This window comes from Roseibium sp. SCP15, assembly GCF_040329435.1.
Taxonomy (GTDB): Bacteria; Pseudomonadota; Alphaproteobacteria; order Rhizobiales; family Stappiaceae; genus Roseibium.
The window spans coordinates 491,428-505,158 of the sequence record NZ_JBDZYI010000004.1 but is presented as its reverse complement, the minus strand read 5'-3'; the positions used below and the strand labels follow the sequence as shown (position 1 = coordinate 505,158).

Annotated in this window: 12 protein-coding genes; 5 read left to right on the top strand and 7 right to left on the bottom strand. The window is 55.8% G+C overall.

The genetic code is table 11. From position 1 onward, the window contains the following. Window positions 1–15: 15 nt before the first annotated feature. Together ABLO27_RS22195 and ABLO27_RS22190 are read right to left on the bottom strand one after the other, a co-directional pair. A complete protein-coding gene (locus ABLO27_RS22195) occupies window positions 16–912 on the bottom strand; it encodes a heme/hemin ABC transporter substrate-binding protein (protein ID WP_353035813.1) in 897 nt (298 codons plus the stop codon). Further along, window positions 909–2,012: a hemin-degrading factor gene (locus tag ABLO27_RS22190; RefSeq protein WP_353035811.1), complete on the bottom strand. Its 1,104-nt coding sequence runs from the start codon at window positions 2,010–2,012 to the stop codon at window positions 909–911. The genes ABLO27_RS22195 and ABLO27_RS22190 overlap by 4 nt, the downstream gene beginning before the upstream one ends. A 239-nt stretch (window positions 2,013–2,251) precedes the next feature. Between ABLO27_RS22190 and ABLO27_RS22185 the strand changes: the two genes are divergently transcribed. Continuing rightward, window positions 2,252–4,360 carry a TonB-dependent receptor domain-containing protein gene (locus tag ABLO27_RS22185; protein ID WP_353035809.1) on the top strand — a complete coding sequence of 703 codons (2,109 nt, stop codon included), beginning with the start codon at window positions 2,252–2,254 and terminating at the stop codon, window positions 4,358–4,360. A 108-nt stretch (window positions 4,361–4,468) separates the two neighbouring features. Here ABLO27_RS22185 and ABLO27_RS22180 read toward each other — a convergent pair whose 3' ends face one another. The 4 genes from ABLO27_RS22180 to ABLO27_RS22165 all read right to left on the bottom strand — a co-directional run bounded on the left by ABLO27_RS22180 (window position 4,469) and on the right by ABLO27_RS22165 (window position 8,077). Beyond that, window positions 4,469–4,846, bottom strand: coding sequence for an iron chaperone (locus tag ABLO27_RS22180; protein WP_353035807.1), 378 nt, complete (start codon window positions 4,844–4,846; stop codon window positions 4,469–4,471). A 102-nt stretch (window positions 4,847–4,948) separates the two neighbouring features. Next, window positions 4,949–6,019 carry an ABC transporter substrate-binding protein gene (locus tag ABLO27_RS22175; protein WP_353035806.1) on the bottom strand — a complete coding sequence of 357 codons (1,071 nt, stop codon included), beginning with the start codon at window positions 6,017–6,019 and terminating at the stop codon, window positions 4,949–4,951. After that, complete coding sequence (locus ABLO27_RS22170; protein ID WP_353035804.1) at window positions 6,016–7,413, bottom strand: sensor histidine kinase N-terminal domain-containing protein; 1,398 nt, start codon at window positions 7,411–7,413, stop codon at window positions 6,016–6,018. Before ABLO27_RS22170 ends, ABLO27_RS22175 begins: the two co-directional genes overlap by 4 nt. Then, window positions 7,406–8,077 carry a response regulator transcription factor gene (locus ABLO27_RS22165; protein WP_353035802.1) on the bottom strand — a complete coding sequence of 224 codons (672 nt, stop codon included), beginning with the start codon at window positions 8,075–8,077 and terminating at the stop codon, window positions 7,406–7,408. The genes ABLO27_RS22170 and ABLO27_RS22165 overlap by 8 nt, the downstream gene beginning before the upstream one ends. Window positions 8,078–8,263: 186 nt before the next feature. Here ABLO27_RS22165 and ABLO27_RS22160 point away from each other — a divergent pair, with 186 nt between their 5' ends. From ABLO27_RS22160 to ABLO27_RS22150, 3 genes are all read left to right on the top strand, one after another. Continuing rightward, a complete protein-coding gene (locus tag ABLO27_RS22160; RefSeq protein ID WP_353035800.1) occupies window positions 8,264–9,253 on the top strand; it encodes a Bug family tripartite tricarboxylate transporter substrate binding protein in 990 nt (329 codons plus the stop codon). A 113-nt stretch (window positions 9,254–9,366) separates the two neighbouring features. After that, complete coding sequence (locus ABLO27_RS22155) at window positions 9,367–9,798, top strand: tripartite tricarboxylate transporter TctB family protein (RefSeq protein WP_353035799.1); 432 nt, start codon at window positions 9,367–9,369, stop codon at window positions 9,796–9,798. Window positions 9,799–9,810: 12 nt separating this feature from the next. Beyond that, window positions 9,811–11,352 carry a tripartite tricarboxylate transporter permease gene (locus ABLO27_RS22150; RefSeq protein WP_352941512.1) on the top strand — a complete coding sequence of 514 codons (1,542 nt, stop codon included), beginning with the start codon at window positions 9,811–9,813 and terminating at the stop codon, window positions 11,350–11,352. A gap of 207 nt (window positions 11,353–11,559) precedes the next feature. Here the strand turns inward: ABLO27_RS22150 and ABLO27_RS22145 are convergent, their stop codons facing one another. Further along, window positions 11,560–12,312 carry a class I SAM-dependent methyltransferase gene (locus ABLO27_RS22145; protein ID WP_353035797.1) on the bottom strand — a complete coding sequence of 251 codons (753 nt, stop codon included), beginning with the start codon at window positions 12,310–12,312 and terminating at the stop codon, window positions 11,560–11,562. A gap of 353 nt (window positions 12,313–12,665) precedes the next feature. On the opposite strand from ABLO27_RS22145, the gene ABLO27_RS22140 reads away from it, so the two are divergent. Next, window positions 12,666–13,550, top strand: coding sequence for a hypothetical protein (locus tag ABLO27_RS22140; RefSeq protein WP_353035795.1), 885 nt, complete (start codon window positions 12,666–12,668; stop codon window positions 13,548–13,550). The last annotated feature ends 181 nt before the right edge of the window (window positions 13,551–13,731 follow it).

The window sequence follows — 13,731 nt, the reverse complement described above, 5'->3', positions numbered from 1 at the left end:
GGCTCATGCGCCGGTTCAGCTCCGAATGTCCGATAGCTGCTGTGACAGGTCGCGGATAGCGTCAGCGGTGCGCGGTCCGAACCCCAGCAGATATTGACCGCCCATGACGATGACCCGCTTGTTCTGGCCCGCCGGGGTCTGCGCCAGCGCCGGGTGCGTAAACACCTCTTCTGCCGCGACTTCATGATTTGGTCCGCGTTGCATCATCAAGACAACATCGGGAGCTGCACTCAGGATGGCTTCGTCGCTCAACTGCTTGTATCCGGAAAAGTCCGCAACGGCATTCTCCGCACCTGCCAACTCAATGATACCGTGGGCTGCCGTGTCAGTTCCGGAAGCCAGGATGCGCCCGCCTCTGGTCGTCAGAACAAAGAGAACCCGAAACTCGGTCGAATTGCTTTGCGCGTGCGCCCGGGCATCTTCAAGATCGTCCCCCAGCTCTTGCACCAGCTCATCAGCCTTTTCCGGAACTCCCAGTGCCTCACCGACGGCTTCGACCTTTTTCAGGATATCTTCCTCTGTGAAGCCTTCCGGAATATCAGCAATCGCCACACCGGATTTCTTCAGAACATCCACGGCTTCCTGTGGTCCGCTGCCCTCGAGCATCAGGATCAGATCCGGATCCACCGACATGACACCTTCCGGCGACAATGCCCGGATGTAACCGATATCGGGAAGCTGGGCTGCCGCCTCAGGAAAATTGCTGGTCGTGTCTCTGGCAACCAGACGCTCCTCTTCTCCCAGAGCAAAGACAATTTCCGTTACCGCACCTCCCACCGCAACGATGCGATGCGCGGCTTCAGCTGTCGTTCCCTCGGCAAAGAGCGGCTTGCTTGGTGCAACAAATGCAGCAACGGTCAAGGCGCAGGCTGCGAGAAGGCTGCAAGGATTGGAAAACAGTTGCGGTCTCATTCTGCTGCTCCCAGCGTGACTGAACGATCAAGGCGTGGCAGGTTTTCAGCAAGGCCGCGCCAATCCGATCGCTCCGCATTGCCTTCACCTCGGACACCAAAGAACTGGATGATCTGTTCGCCATCGCTGTTATAGGCTTCCACCGATGTCACGTGGCCGATATCCGCCGGTTTGCGCACCGCCCAAACTTCGTAAATGTGATCGGTTCTCAGATGCAGGTGGAAGTTTGGATCCATGACATTGATCCATGGACCTTTGGTCATGACCGTCTCGACCGGACCGGAATGGATCTGAATACATCCCCTGTTCCCGACGAAACACATGATCGGAATGCTCTCCAGTGCCGCCAGTCTGAGAAGCGCGGGCACGGATCCGGTGTCCAGAGGCCAGGCCCAGGCATCACCGACAAGTTCGAACGCGCTGACCCGGTCAAGCTCCAGTTCCCTCAAAAGGCCGTGGAACTGGTGTGGGTCGGTCATCGCCTGCCATCGTTCCTGCAGCACTTCCTCCACTCCCGTCGCAGGTAATTTTCGGGAAAAAGGTTCTGCAGGGGTCGGCTCGGGCAGAGTATCTACCGACTGGTCTTCCAGCGTTAGTTGGCCGACCAACTTGTTCCAGGCCACGAGGTCCGTATCAGTGCGGGCGTGGATTTTCTGAACCGCGTCGCCATGGGCATCGAAGAATTGAAGGGATCGGCGAACCTCCTTGCCGTCGGATTTCTCGACAGCAAATCCGTGTATCCAGTTTGCGGGGAACATGCGCGTGTCGATCTGCTCTCCCAACATCAGGGCGGCACGTTTGCCGTTGATGAATTGTTCGAACGGACCGATCTTTTCATGCACCGCGCTTTCGTTCCGGGTCAGAGCCATGACCTCGCCAACCTCTTGCAGGCCGGGAAACAGGTTCTCAAAGCGCGGCTCTATCCGATGCACTCCATAACCGACGAAACTCGCGACAAATTCGGCTTCGCTGATACCCAGAATTTGAGCCAGATCCCGTTCCCGCATCTTGGGATTTTGAGCACGCGCTTCACGTATTTCAGCTGCACTCGGTTTTTCTTCGAAAGAAATCTGATCGACGGTCATCGGTCCGGCCTTCATTTCATGGACTTCATCTATCGCAGGCTTAAACCTCATCACATACATAACATTCTGAAATGTATGGATTTTTTGAATTCTTCTAAAGAGAGAAGAAAACACTCAAACCTGCAATCTAATACTTGACTCTTATATTCATGTTTTTTAATGACCGCAATACCTGAGTCATCGACTCATGTTTAAAAATTGCTGATCGAGGGGCAGCAGGACGGACGCGCCAACGCGCACTCTTGGAGAATTGAATGGGGCTCAATAAAACCAACCGCACCCGGCTAATGGGTGGTGTCGCCCTTTGGGTTTTGGCTTTTAATGGAGAAGCAGTCGCACAGGATGCGGTGACTACGGATGAATCGATTCCGCTGGATCGGATCGTTATAGGCACCGGCGTTCCGAAGGTTGCAATAGACACACCGCAAGCGGTAACGGTGCTGGATCAGGAAGCAATCGACGCTCAGCAACCGCGCACGATCGGAGACGTATTTAACGAAATCCCAGGCGTTACAGCCATTGGCAGTAACTCGGTTCTGGGCGAAAGCATCAATATACGCGGTATTGGTGAAGCATTATCTGGCGATGAAACCCGCATCATCATTCGGGTCGACGGCGTCAACAAGTTCTATGAACAGTATCGACTAGGCTCGTTCTTTTCCGACCCGGAGCTCTACAAACAGGTCGAAGTGCTTCGTGGCCCCGCATCCTCCACTCTTTACGGATCCGGAGCGATGGGTGGTGTCGTTACCTTCACCACGAAAGATGCCAGCGATTTCCTCGATCCGGGAGACATGCTCGGAGGTCGCTTGAAGACTTCGTGGGATTCCAATGGAAACGGCTGGCTTGGCAGCGCCATTGTTGCAGCGGAGCCGGTCAAGAATTTCGAACTCCTGGGAGCGCTCAATTATCGGCAGTCGCAAGACATCAGCGATGGTCAGGGAAACAAGATACCGGACTCTGATTTCAACTCGGTGAACGGACTGATAAAGGCCCGCTACACATTTGGCGAAAACGATGATCAGTCGGTTTTTGCAAGTTATCAGCGCTGGCAAAGCGACGAAGACAATCAAAATTACGACCAGCTGACCTGGAGCGGTGGTTTCGGCGACGTGGACCGGAAGGTCACCGATCAGACAGCTATATTGGGTTACGAAAACGCGTTTACCGGCAACGACCTTCTCAATATCAAGGCCCAGATGAGTTGGTCCGACACGCGTGTCGAACAAGACAACCAAGACCAGCTGTGTGCTCAGTTTGCACCTCCTCCCGCCCCCCCCACCTGTTACTACCCCTTCGGCTACAGTTCCGAATATTCGTACGAAACCTGGCAGGCGAGAATCGACAATGATTCCGAATTCGAGCTTGGCGAGAGCTGGCAGGCTTTTTTGACCACCGGTCTCAATGCACAGTTCCAGGAAAGAAGAAATCCGCGCGACTTCGGCACCTATGTACGAAGCGGATCAGGTTCCCACCCGGAAGGCGATAGCACAACGCTTGGTGTCTATGCGCAGTCTGAATTCGTTTGGAACGATGTAATCTCGCTGATACCGGGGATGCGCATCGACTATAGCAACGTTCATGTCGGAAGCTATGTGAACAGCAGTGGCAACACCGTAGACCTCAACGAAGACAAGACAAAAATCGGCTACTCTCCCAAATTCGCTGCCTTGATCAAAATGACAGATTGGCTTGGTGTCTTTGGATCCGTTGCCCACACAGAACGTCTTCCATCGCTTGATGAGGTTTTTTCCAACTACACAGTGAATGCGATCGAAAAAGAAAAGTCGAACAACTTTGAGGCCGGTTTCACACTGTCCTTCGACAACGTTGCGTTGGAAGGAGACGCATTCCGTCTCAAAACAACGGCGTTTCGAAACAACATCACCGACTATTATGCCAGCTACTGGAACGGCACATCGGTTGTGACCGAAATCATTCCCAAAGCGCGCTACGAAGGCCTGGAACTTGAAGCTTCATATTGGACTGACAGCGTCTACGGCACTCTGGGAGCTTCTTTGGTCAGAGGTGAGAACGCCAATACCGGTGGATACTTGAACGCCGTTCCGGCAGACAATGCGTTCCTCAAGGTCGGTTATGTTCATAAGCCATGGAACCTTGATATTGGCTGGAAGGGTGACTTCTTCGCTTCCCAGGATCGTGTCGGTACAGACGAAAGCAAAACGGCAGGTTACGTCCTTCACAACCTTTACGCATTCTGGAAACCAACTGAAGGTCATCTGGCGGGAAGCGAGGTTCGTTTCAACGTCGACAATATCTTCGACAAGTCCTACCGACATCACCTGAGCGATGACGAAGGTGCCGGGCGCAGCTTCAAGCTAAGCTTTGCAAAAAAATTCTGAGAACAAGCCCGCCGCCTGTCTCCGCAGGCGGCGGGTTAACCACGGGACTATTTGAAACAAAGAAAGGGAACAATCGACGTCAAGCGCTTGTTCCCTTTCGTTTTGCCCTCAGCACCCCATTTCCTCCCCGTCCTTCCACATTCGGAAGGCACGTTCGATGAATTGACCGATCCGGTCTTCATTGACCTCTTTCGTCTTTGTAAATCGAACACACCCCTTTCCGAGGTTAAGTCCGCTCAACAGGTCTCCGGCCGGGTCGATTTTGGCGATGTTTCCGACATAGAGGCTCACGTAGCCGCTTTGAGCATTCAGGTGAAAAGCGAAGGAAGCTCCGTCCCCATAGCCGAGCATCTTGTAGTGAATGCTCTCTTCCAGGCCCGGTGCGGAGGATCTGATCAGGTTGCGCAGTTCAAGCAGCTTCGAGCGCCGCCAGTCATTGTCAAGCTGAGCAAGATAGTCCTCGGGAGTCTTGGCGTCGTATTGCATCTCCGGAACCTTTCAATCCAAGCTCTTTTGTCAAAAGCCAATGAACTGCCCAAAGGGGCAACGACAAGACAAGCGTCGGCATCACCCGCTCGAACAACATTATCATGGTCCGGGAAAAGTCGACCGCCAGCGTCTCAGAAAGGTTTCTCGGGTCAACGCATCAAGAGCCACCATGAGTGAGGGAGACAGCCCGATCGGCCTGAGCGCCGTCGGGCTCAGACCTTCACCTTCGTTGCCGTCATCCGTTTCCAGAAGCGGACTGATCAACAGTGCATCCCGAAGCGCCAACGTGCCTTGTGGCGAGAGCAGGAAGTCCAGAAACTCTTTCGCCTGTTCCTTGTCCTTTGCCTGTTTCGGGATCATCAGCGCCCTTGAAAGAACAAGCGTATAGTCTGAAGGCAAAATGATCCCGATACGGTCGTCTGTCTGCTGATACCCTTGCGCATACGATCCCAGAACATTGTAGGCGATCAGATAATTGCCTTCAGCAACGTTTCTGATGATGTCCGCGGAACAGCAGGTCGATATTGCCTGCGTCCTGCCAAAAGACTCCTGCAGGGCACCGAATGTCGACGCTTCCTGCGCATCTGAAAACGCAAACAGATAACCAAGACCGGACTCTTCAATGTCGTAGGTGGCGATCCGCCCCGCATAAGGGGAGTTGGACGGCCTCAAAAGATCCAGGAGATCAAAACGTGTTTGCGGAACATCCCCGTCGGGCACCAATTCGCGATTGAAGACCATCACCGCCGGTTCCCGGGTAATGCCCCAAAGTTCATCACGCCAGTTGAGTGCTGCTGGCAGCTGCTCCGTCAAGCGAGACCGGTAGGAGGCGGCACACGCCTCATTCACAAGCTGCACCATCTGATGCACACCGGAGCTGATCACGATGTCGGCGCCAGGCTTGTTTTCACGGCATTCCTGTCGCGTCAGCCGGTAGAGCTCGTTCGAGCCCCATTGTTCATAGCGAAAGCGAATTTCCGGTCGTGTGCTCAGGAAGGTCTCGACCACCGGCCCGAAAACGGAAATGTCGGTCGTCGAACGCAGCACCAATTCTTCCTGGGCGGTCTCTGTCCCGAAGATCTCAACCATTTCCTGCGCAGCAGCAGAACCGCCAATTGTCAGGAAGAACAGTCCGGATATCACGGAACAGATTTTCCCCAACCGGTTCATGAGGATTTCTCCCCGGCTCTTGAAAACACAAGCGCTGCTCGAAACCGGCCCTCATCAGTCTTGTCGAGTGCGAGTTCGCCGCCAAAGGACACGGCAACGGAATGAGCAATCGCGATGCCCAGCCCCGAACCAGCCTTGCGGGAAAGGTTGTCCTTGTTGAACCGACTCCCCAGTTCCGCAAGAACATCCTCGCCCGGCCCTGATCCGGTGTCCTCCACCCAGATCGCCGCTTTGCCACCGTCTTGCGACGCTCCGATCCGCACAGGTGACTGTCCGTATCGAAGTGCGTTGTTCAAGAGGTTCTTCAAGGCTTCTTCCAATGACGGCGCATCGGCCAGAACAGGGACCGGTTCTTCACCGATATCAAGCATGACGTCAGCATCCGGATTGAGAACCGTGTGGTCACCGCTCTCGAAAACATCAAGGGCAATGTCGCGCAGGTCCACCACCTCCCGGCGTGCACTGTCGCCCCGGTGGATGACGAGCGCCTGGCTCAGCATCTGGTCGAGCAACCGGCCAAGGCTGGCGGACCGTGTCTGGATCCGCTCAACGATCTTTTCCTTGCGGCCGATATCCGGCTCGTCGGTGAACAGATCCGCCTGGGCCCTCAGGGCCGCCACCGGCGTCCTCAGCTGATGCGCTGTGTCGGAGATCAGGTGACGCATGGAGTTCATCTGCCTGTCGAGCCGTGCCATGAACCCGTTGAGCGCGTTGATCATGGCTGCGGTTTCCTTGGGCACACTCGTATCGACCGGGGTCAGGTCGTGCGGGTCACGGGCGGACAATCCCCCTGCAATTTTCTCCAAGGGCCTGAGCACGGATCTGACAACCACAACAGCAAGCAGGATCATCGCCAGGCCGGAGGCCGCCAGAACGTAAAGCGCCTTGCGCGTTATGTCATAGGCCATGGAGTTGCGTGCCTGCAGGGTTTGCCCGACAACCACCTTGACGGTGCCGTTCAAGGTGCGTTCCGCAAACCGCCGGGAGACGACGGCGAAGCGCGCCGGCTCCTCGAAGAACCGGCTGTCGAAAAACCCTTCATCGATCTCCCGCCGCCCTTCGGGAAGGGCAATTTCTTCATATCCTGTCAGAGTTTCACCGTCAGGTCCGATGATCCGATAGCCGATCCTGTCATCCGGTGCAAAAGCAAGAAGTTCGAAGGCTGAAACGGGCAGTTCAATGACCGGGCGGCCATCCTGCACCGTGATTGCCGAGGCGATGTCATTCGCAGCTCCCAGCAGCAACCTGTCATAGGCACTGCGGGCAGCCTCGCGGCCATAGGCAAATGCCGCAATCGAAACAATGACACCACCGATCATCAAAAGCAGGGCGATCCCGAGAGCAACACGGGCCGTGAGAGACGTGTTCGCCAGCCTGCGAATGAACTCAGTCATCAACTTCCAGCTTGTAGCCAAGCCCTCTTTGCGTTTCGATCCTGATTGTACAGCCGGAGAGCTTCTTGCGCAGGCGGGCGATGTAAAGTTCCAGCGCATTCATGCTGACATCGGTGTCCTGAAAACTGAACACCCCTTCAAAAAGCCGCTCCTTGCTGACTGTCTTGCCCCGGTTTCGGATCAGAAGTTCCAGAAGCGAAAACTCCCTGCGTGTCAGGTTGATCGGGCTGTCGCCCTGCCTGGCGACCCGCGCGGAAGCATTGAACGTCAGGTTTCCCAGTTCCAGCTCTTCGGCCTTGTCGCTCTGTTCCCTGCGGAACAAAGCCCGGATGCGAGCCTCGAGCTCCCGGTGATCGAACGGCTTCACGAGATAATCATCGGCACCCGAATTCAACGACGACACACGGTCATCGACCGAAAACTCCGCGGTCAGCATCAGAACCGGCGTGCGATCGCCCCGCGAGCGCATTTCCTTCAAGAGCTCGGTTCCGAGCCCGTCCGGCAGATTGATATCCAGAACGATGACATCGTAACGCTGAACCTCCAGGCAGGCGCGTGCCTGCTCCAGCGTTTTGGCCAAATCACAGGCGATACCCGACCGTTCAAGCCGGATCATGATCGCTTCAGCCATGTCAAAGGTATCTTCAACGAGCAAAAGGCGCACAGATAAGGTCCTCCCACCTAAACTCTTGCCCCGGCTTTTTCCCGCATGCAAGCGACCTGACACCAGGTGACAGGTTGATGACAGGGTTTCGCGCTAGGCTGACATCACATCCGTTGGGAGGGCCAGCAATCTGGGCCGACGGATACCAAGGCCGGAAAAAGCCTGATCATGTGGAGGAAACAAATCATGGCATTCAAATCGACCCGCCTGCTTTTGGCGGCAGCACTGCTTGGCGCGTCCGCGTTTGGCGTATCAGCAGCAGACTTCAAACCGGAAAATCCCGAGTGTATCGCTCCGGCAAACCCGGGCGGTGGCTGGGACTTTACCTGTCGCCAGGTCGGCAAGTCTCTTCAGGACCTCAAGCTGCTCGACAAGACCATGCAGGTGGTCAACCTCGCCGGTGGCGGCGGTGGCGTTGCCTTTGCTGAAGTCGTCAACAAGCGCGACAGCGACAACGACCTGATCGTGGCAGCCTCATCCGCAACCGCGACCCGTCTTGCTCAGGGCGCTTATCCGGGCAACACCATGGACCAGGTGCGCTGGCTCGCATCCATCGGCGCTGACTACGGTGTGATAGCCGTTGCCGCTGACAGCCCGATCAACACGCTTCCCGAACTGCTCGACCAGATCAAGTCCGATCCAACTTCCGTGTCCGTTGCCGGTGGTTCCGCGGTCGGTGGCTGGGATCACCTCAAGGTCCTGATCGCAGCCAACGCTTACGGTATCGATGACGTTCGCTCGGTCAAATACATCGCCTTCGATGGTGGTGGTGAAGCTGTTACCCAGCTGCTTGCCGGATCCGTTCAGGCCTTTACCGGCGACATTTCCGAAGCAAAGGGCTTCGTCGACAGCGGCGACATCAAGGTAATCGCCGTACTGGCTCCAGAGCGTCTGCCGGGTGAGTTTGCCGACTTCCCGACGGCAAAGGAACAAGGCGTTGATGCCATCGGCGCGAACTGGCGCGGCTTCTACGCTCCGGGCAAGATGTCCGACGATGCCTATAATGCGTGGGTCGGAAAGATCTCCGATCTCTACGCAAGCGATGAATGGAAGGGCGTCATGGCTGCCAACGGCCTGGCACCGCTCGACCTGCAGGGCGAAGAATTCCAGCAGTTCGTGGCCGAGTCGGTCGCGCAGATCCAGCAGATCTCCAAAGAGATCGGCATCATCAAGTAAATCTGCCAAATCCGGAACTGGGGGCACCCTTGGCGTGCCCCCAATTTCTTACCTTATGACACGTTATCAAGCGGTCTCCTGAACAAGAGCCGACCGCTTGCTGGAAGGTATCCATGAGCGACCGCATCTTTGGGGTGGTCGGGCTTCTCCTCGCACTCGGATATGCCTGGGCTGCTCTTGTCATCGAAGAAAGCTTTCTCTCCGACGCCGTCGGCCCGAAAGCCTTTCCGCTGATCATCGCAACAGTTCTCGGACTGTCATCCCTCGTTATCATCTTCAAGCCGGACAAGGCTCCGGAATGGCCTTCTTTCATGCGCTTCATGGAAGTGGGAGCCGCCATTGTGGTGATGATCCTTTACGCGATCTACCTGCCTGAAATCGGCTTCGTGATCGCAACCGCACTTGCCGCCACCTACCTGACCTGGCGTCTCGGCACCCGGCCTCTGTCATCAGTGGTCTCCGGCTGTCTGACATCCGTCGGCATCTACGCGGTGTTCCACCTCGTCCTCGGCCTTTCGCTGGCCAAGGGTCCCTTGGGATTTTAACGGAGCAAGCCCATGGAAACTCTTGCATCTCTGGCCGACGGCTTCGCAATCGCCCTCACCTGGCAGAACCTGCTGCTGGCACTGCTCGGCTGCTTTCTCGGCACCATGATGGGCGCCCTGCCCGGCCTTGGACCGTCAAACGGCGTCGCGATCCTGATCCCCCTGGCCTTCACGCTCGGCCTCGGGGCAACCCCATCCCTGATCCTGTTGACCTCGGTCTACTATGGCGCGATGTATGGCGGACGTATTTCGTCGATCCTCCTGAATATCCCGGGCGACGAACCCGCCATGATGACCTGCCTCGACGGCTATCCCATGGCCAAGAACGGACGAGCGGGTGAAGCCCTGTCGCTTTCCGGTGTCGCCTCGTTTGTCGGTGCGTTTCTGGCAACCTGGGGCCTGATCCTTCTGGCTCCGCAGCTGGTCAAGATCGCGCTGCTCTTCGGTCCCGCAGAATATTTCGCCCTCTTCACTCTGGCCTTCGCCACCCTAGGAGGGGTCGCCTCGACCAACCAGGCGAAAACCGCTTTCGCAGCGGCCATCGGCATCGGTCTTGCCACCGTCGGGGTCGACACCCAGACCGGCGTACCGCGCTTCACCTTCGGCGAAGTGCACCTTTACGACGGCATCGACTTCCTGGTCGCAATCGTCGGCCTGTTCGCCCTGTCGGAAGTGTTCCTGTTCCTTGAACATCGCCATGGAAAATCAGACGCCAGCGGCCACAAAGTTTCCGTCGGCCGGATGATGCCAAGCTTCTCCCTGTTGAAGTCCTGCACTCCCACCATGCTGCGCACGAGCTTTCTTGGCTTTATCGCAGGCGTTCTGCCCGGTGCGGGCGCATCCCTCGGGTCGTTCATTTCCTACACGATGGAAAAGAAACTGGTCGACAAGGAGAACACCTTCGGAACCGGCGACCCGCGTGGTGTCGCAGCACCTGAAGCTGGCAACAATGCTGCCGCAGGTGGCGCGTTGGTGCCGATGCTGGCGCTCGGCGTTCCGGGGTCCGGGACAACGGCTGTTCTTCTGGCGGTCCTGCTCGCACTCAACATCACGCCGGGTCCGCTGCTGTTCACCCAGCAGCCGGACGTGGTCTGGGGCCTGATCGCGGCGCTGTTCATCGCCAATTTCATGCTGCTTGCCATGAACATTCCGATGATCGGCCTGTTCACCCGCGTTCTGCTGGTCCCGCCGCGCATCCTCATGCCGATCGTCGCGATGGTCAGCTTCGTCGGAATCTACGGTATTTCCGGTTCCTCGTTCGATCTCCTGGTGATGATCGGCTTCGGTGTCGCCGGCTGGATCCTGCGCAAACTGGATGTGCCGCTGGTGCCGATCATTCTGGGCACGCTGCTTGGCAACGCCATGGAGAACAATCTCCGCCGTGCGATCACAATCAGCAATGGCGACTGGTGGACGCTGGTCGACAGCCCGCTCTCCATCACGCTCTGGGCGCTGGCGGCCATCGGCTTCGTGCTGCCGATCATCTTCGGCAAGGTCCTCAAGACCCGCATGCGTCATATGGCGAAGGATGAAGAAGGTGCGGTGATCGACTGATCGCACGCTGAACCTAAGAAAGAAGTGCGAAACGCCCTCTTCCAACGGAGAGGGCGTTTTGTCTCATTCAGCAAGTCCTTCTGGCGTCTGCTTCGCGCCGCCAATTCGGTCAATCGTTGTTTCGCAGGTTTGTCCCGGAAATCGACATTCGTTGCTTTCAGAACCAATGGCTAAGAGGCGGACAAAGCTGTCGTTACCGATGCTGGTCTAAACCACCGCTTTCGAAAGCAAGGTAAATGTGCCCGGTTGTTTTGGGTCGTCCCAATCTGGGTGTTCGTCCAACAATTGTAGCCTGAAACCGTTCCGAAGCGTTGCCGTTACAATCTCGCCCAAAGTCCAAAAGCGATACCTGCAAACCCCTAGTTTTTGCCCGTCGTCATTTGGGTTTGGAACCTCCCCTTCAATAAGCTCTTCAGAAAAATAGTCTTGCGGGCCCGATGTCCAAAACAGTTTGCGTTGGGTCGGGTGAAATTCATTTACAAGAAGTAGAGATCCATCCTTTGCCAGTCGGCGCATGACGGTAAAGAACCTGTCTAGGTCCTGATGGTAATGGAGGATACCAAGCTCCAAGACAAGAATGTCGAATGTCTTGGGCGTGACATATTTTTCTGCTTCCAGGATGTCGCAGACTGTGTAGTCAAGCGGCACCCCGGCGGCTTGTGCAAGAGCCAAGGCAAACATTGAATTTTCTTCGGAAAAATCCACAACATGCGCCTTTGCCCCTAGCGCAGAAAACGCAACAGCAACCCGACCATGTGACCCCTGAACACTACACACATGTTGGTCTTTGACATCGGGCAGATAGGGAAGAAGCCGACGCAAAGTGTGTCGCGGGTTTGCTATTATGCGCTCTGCTTCGGCCTTCGGGCCACCAAACGCTAAGTTCCACGCATCAAGCCGCTTGGTTTCCCATGCGAGCCTGTTTTCCGCACTTAGATTTTTCGAAGTATTGCCTGACATGCTCACAGCATAAACAACCGCATTCTAGACTGAAAGCCGCCATTCGTTTTCAACGCAGCATCGGTGACTCTGGGCTCGAAGCCGACCTACAGTTCGCGCGTGCTGAATGACAGCTTTGCGCCGCGAAATCGGACATGTGCCGATTTTCCCTTCGCTCCCGAAAGCTGATCTTCACCGCAGACGGATTGAATTCTCAAGCTGGGCGTGGAATAGCCGTTCATTGTGGGTCGGATGAAGGTCTGATGTGCCGGGCTCACCAAACCTTTTCTGGAGCGCTTTTTCAGGGGCGCTTTTTTGAAAGGCGGGGAGTTACCGACACTGCGCAGATGACATATATTGGTCTGGAAGAACGAGTGACCAGACAGAGACCGGAGACTGATGTGTCGCCAAGCAAGGGCCGCGTTGAAAGACTGATTGATACGATAGGCGCAGAGTTCCAGTCTCATCTCATCGACTTGTGGAACACCTCCACAGTCTTTGATATTCAGGACGGCTCCGTTCAAAAGATGATCTCGCGCGAAGCACCATTTGGCGTCATCGGGATCAAGATCCTGATGCGCAATCCCGGAGACGCAGATCGTCTTTTTGAGCACCAATGGAATTTCAGCATCGGGATCACCGGATGTGAATTCACGCTTTTGGATGTCGATTACCAGAACGACGTTTGGATCGGTGATGCCAATTCCGCCGAATTCGCCGGGCACGAACACATTGCCTTCAAATCTGTTGAGCACATGATTGCCTTTCTTGGCGACGATTTCGGCGTCGGAAAAGTCTTCATCGAAAAAATTGGTGTTCTCTGCCCCAGCCTGCTTGAAAAGCCTCCATTGTTCTTTCGACTGCCGCGTAGGGCACCACCCGCCTATAGATTTACAGAAGCCCCCCGGGCCATTCGCGAGGAGATGGGCCTTTCACCTGATGACGGCATGGTTCTGATTGAGGCGATGATCAAGGAACACGGGATTGACCCGTATAAGATCCTTCTGTCCTTCCAGTCTGATGAAAACTTCTGGCTGGTTGATCTCCCCGAAGCGCTTGTCGACCATTACCAGCATGGCCTGATTGATCCAAGCCTTGGTGAACACCATTCAAATCTTGAGGTCGGGGTGTCCATTACAGCAGAGGCTCTGAGGAACAGGGTCCGGCAGAAGTCAAACAGCGCTGAGCGCGATAACGGCGTCTTTTTCTCCATGTCAGGAAGCGGTTCTGCGTCAGGTTATTTGAACGGATTGAATTGATTTTACGTTGGCCGGGGTCATTTTTTGCTGCGAGAATGCGCGCAATTCCCAACCGTCCCCTCTAAGGCTCAAAACCGACTTTCGCTGCGAGTGCACTGAACGACAATAATACGCCGCAAATTCGGAGGTTCACTGCTTCAATACATGCCTCCAAAAGCTGATGTTTATTGCGGATGCGGTG

Bases quoted from the DNA above. Each gene is read 5' to 3' on its own strand.
- ABLO27_RS22195 (WP_353035813.1), bottom strand. From the start codon at position 912: ATGAGACCGCAACTGTTTTCCAATCCTTGCAGCCTTCTCGCAGCCTGC.
- ABLO27_RS22190 (WP_353035811.1), bottom strand. From the start codon at position 2,012: ATGAAGGCCGGACCGATGACCGTCGATCAGATTTCTTTCGAAGAAAAA.
- ABLO27_RS22185 (WP_353035809.1), top strand. From the start codon at position 2,252: ATGGGGCTCAATAAAACCAACCGCACCCGGCTAATGGGTGGTGTCGCC.
- ABLO27_RS22180 (WP_353035807.1), bottom strand. From the start codon at position 4,846: ATGCAATACGACGCCAAGACTCCCGAGGACTATCTTGCTCAGCTTGAC.
- ABLO27_RS22175 (WP_353035806.1), bottom strand. From the start codon at position 6,019: ATGAACCGGTTGGGGAAAATCTGTTCCGTGATATCCGGACTGTTCTTC.
- ABLO27_RS22170 (WP_353035804.1), bottom strand. From the start codon at position 7,413: ATGACTGAGTTCATTCGCAGGCTGGCGAACACGTCTCTCACGGCCCGT.
- ABLO27_RS22160 (WP_353035800.1), top strand. From the start codon at position 8,264: ATGGCATTCAAATCGACCCGCCTGCTTTTGGCGGCAGCACTGCTTGGC.
- ABLO27_RS22155 (WP_353035799.1), top strand. From the start codon at position 9,367: ATGAGCGACCGCATCTTTGGGGTGGTCGGGCTTCTCCTCGCACTCGGA.
- ABLO27_RS22150 (WP_352941512.1), top strand. From the start codon at position 9,811: ATGGAAACTCTTGCATCTCTGGCCGACGGCTTCGCAATCGCCCTCACC.
- ABLO27_RS22145 (WP_353035797.1), bottom strand. From the start codon at position 12,312: ATGTCAGGCAATACTTCGAAAAATCTAAGTGCGGAAAACAGGCTCGCA.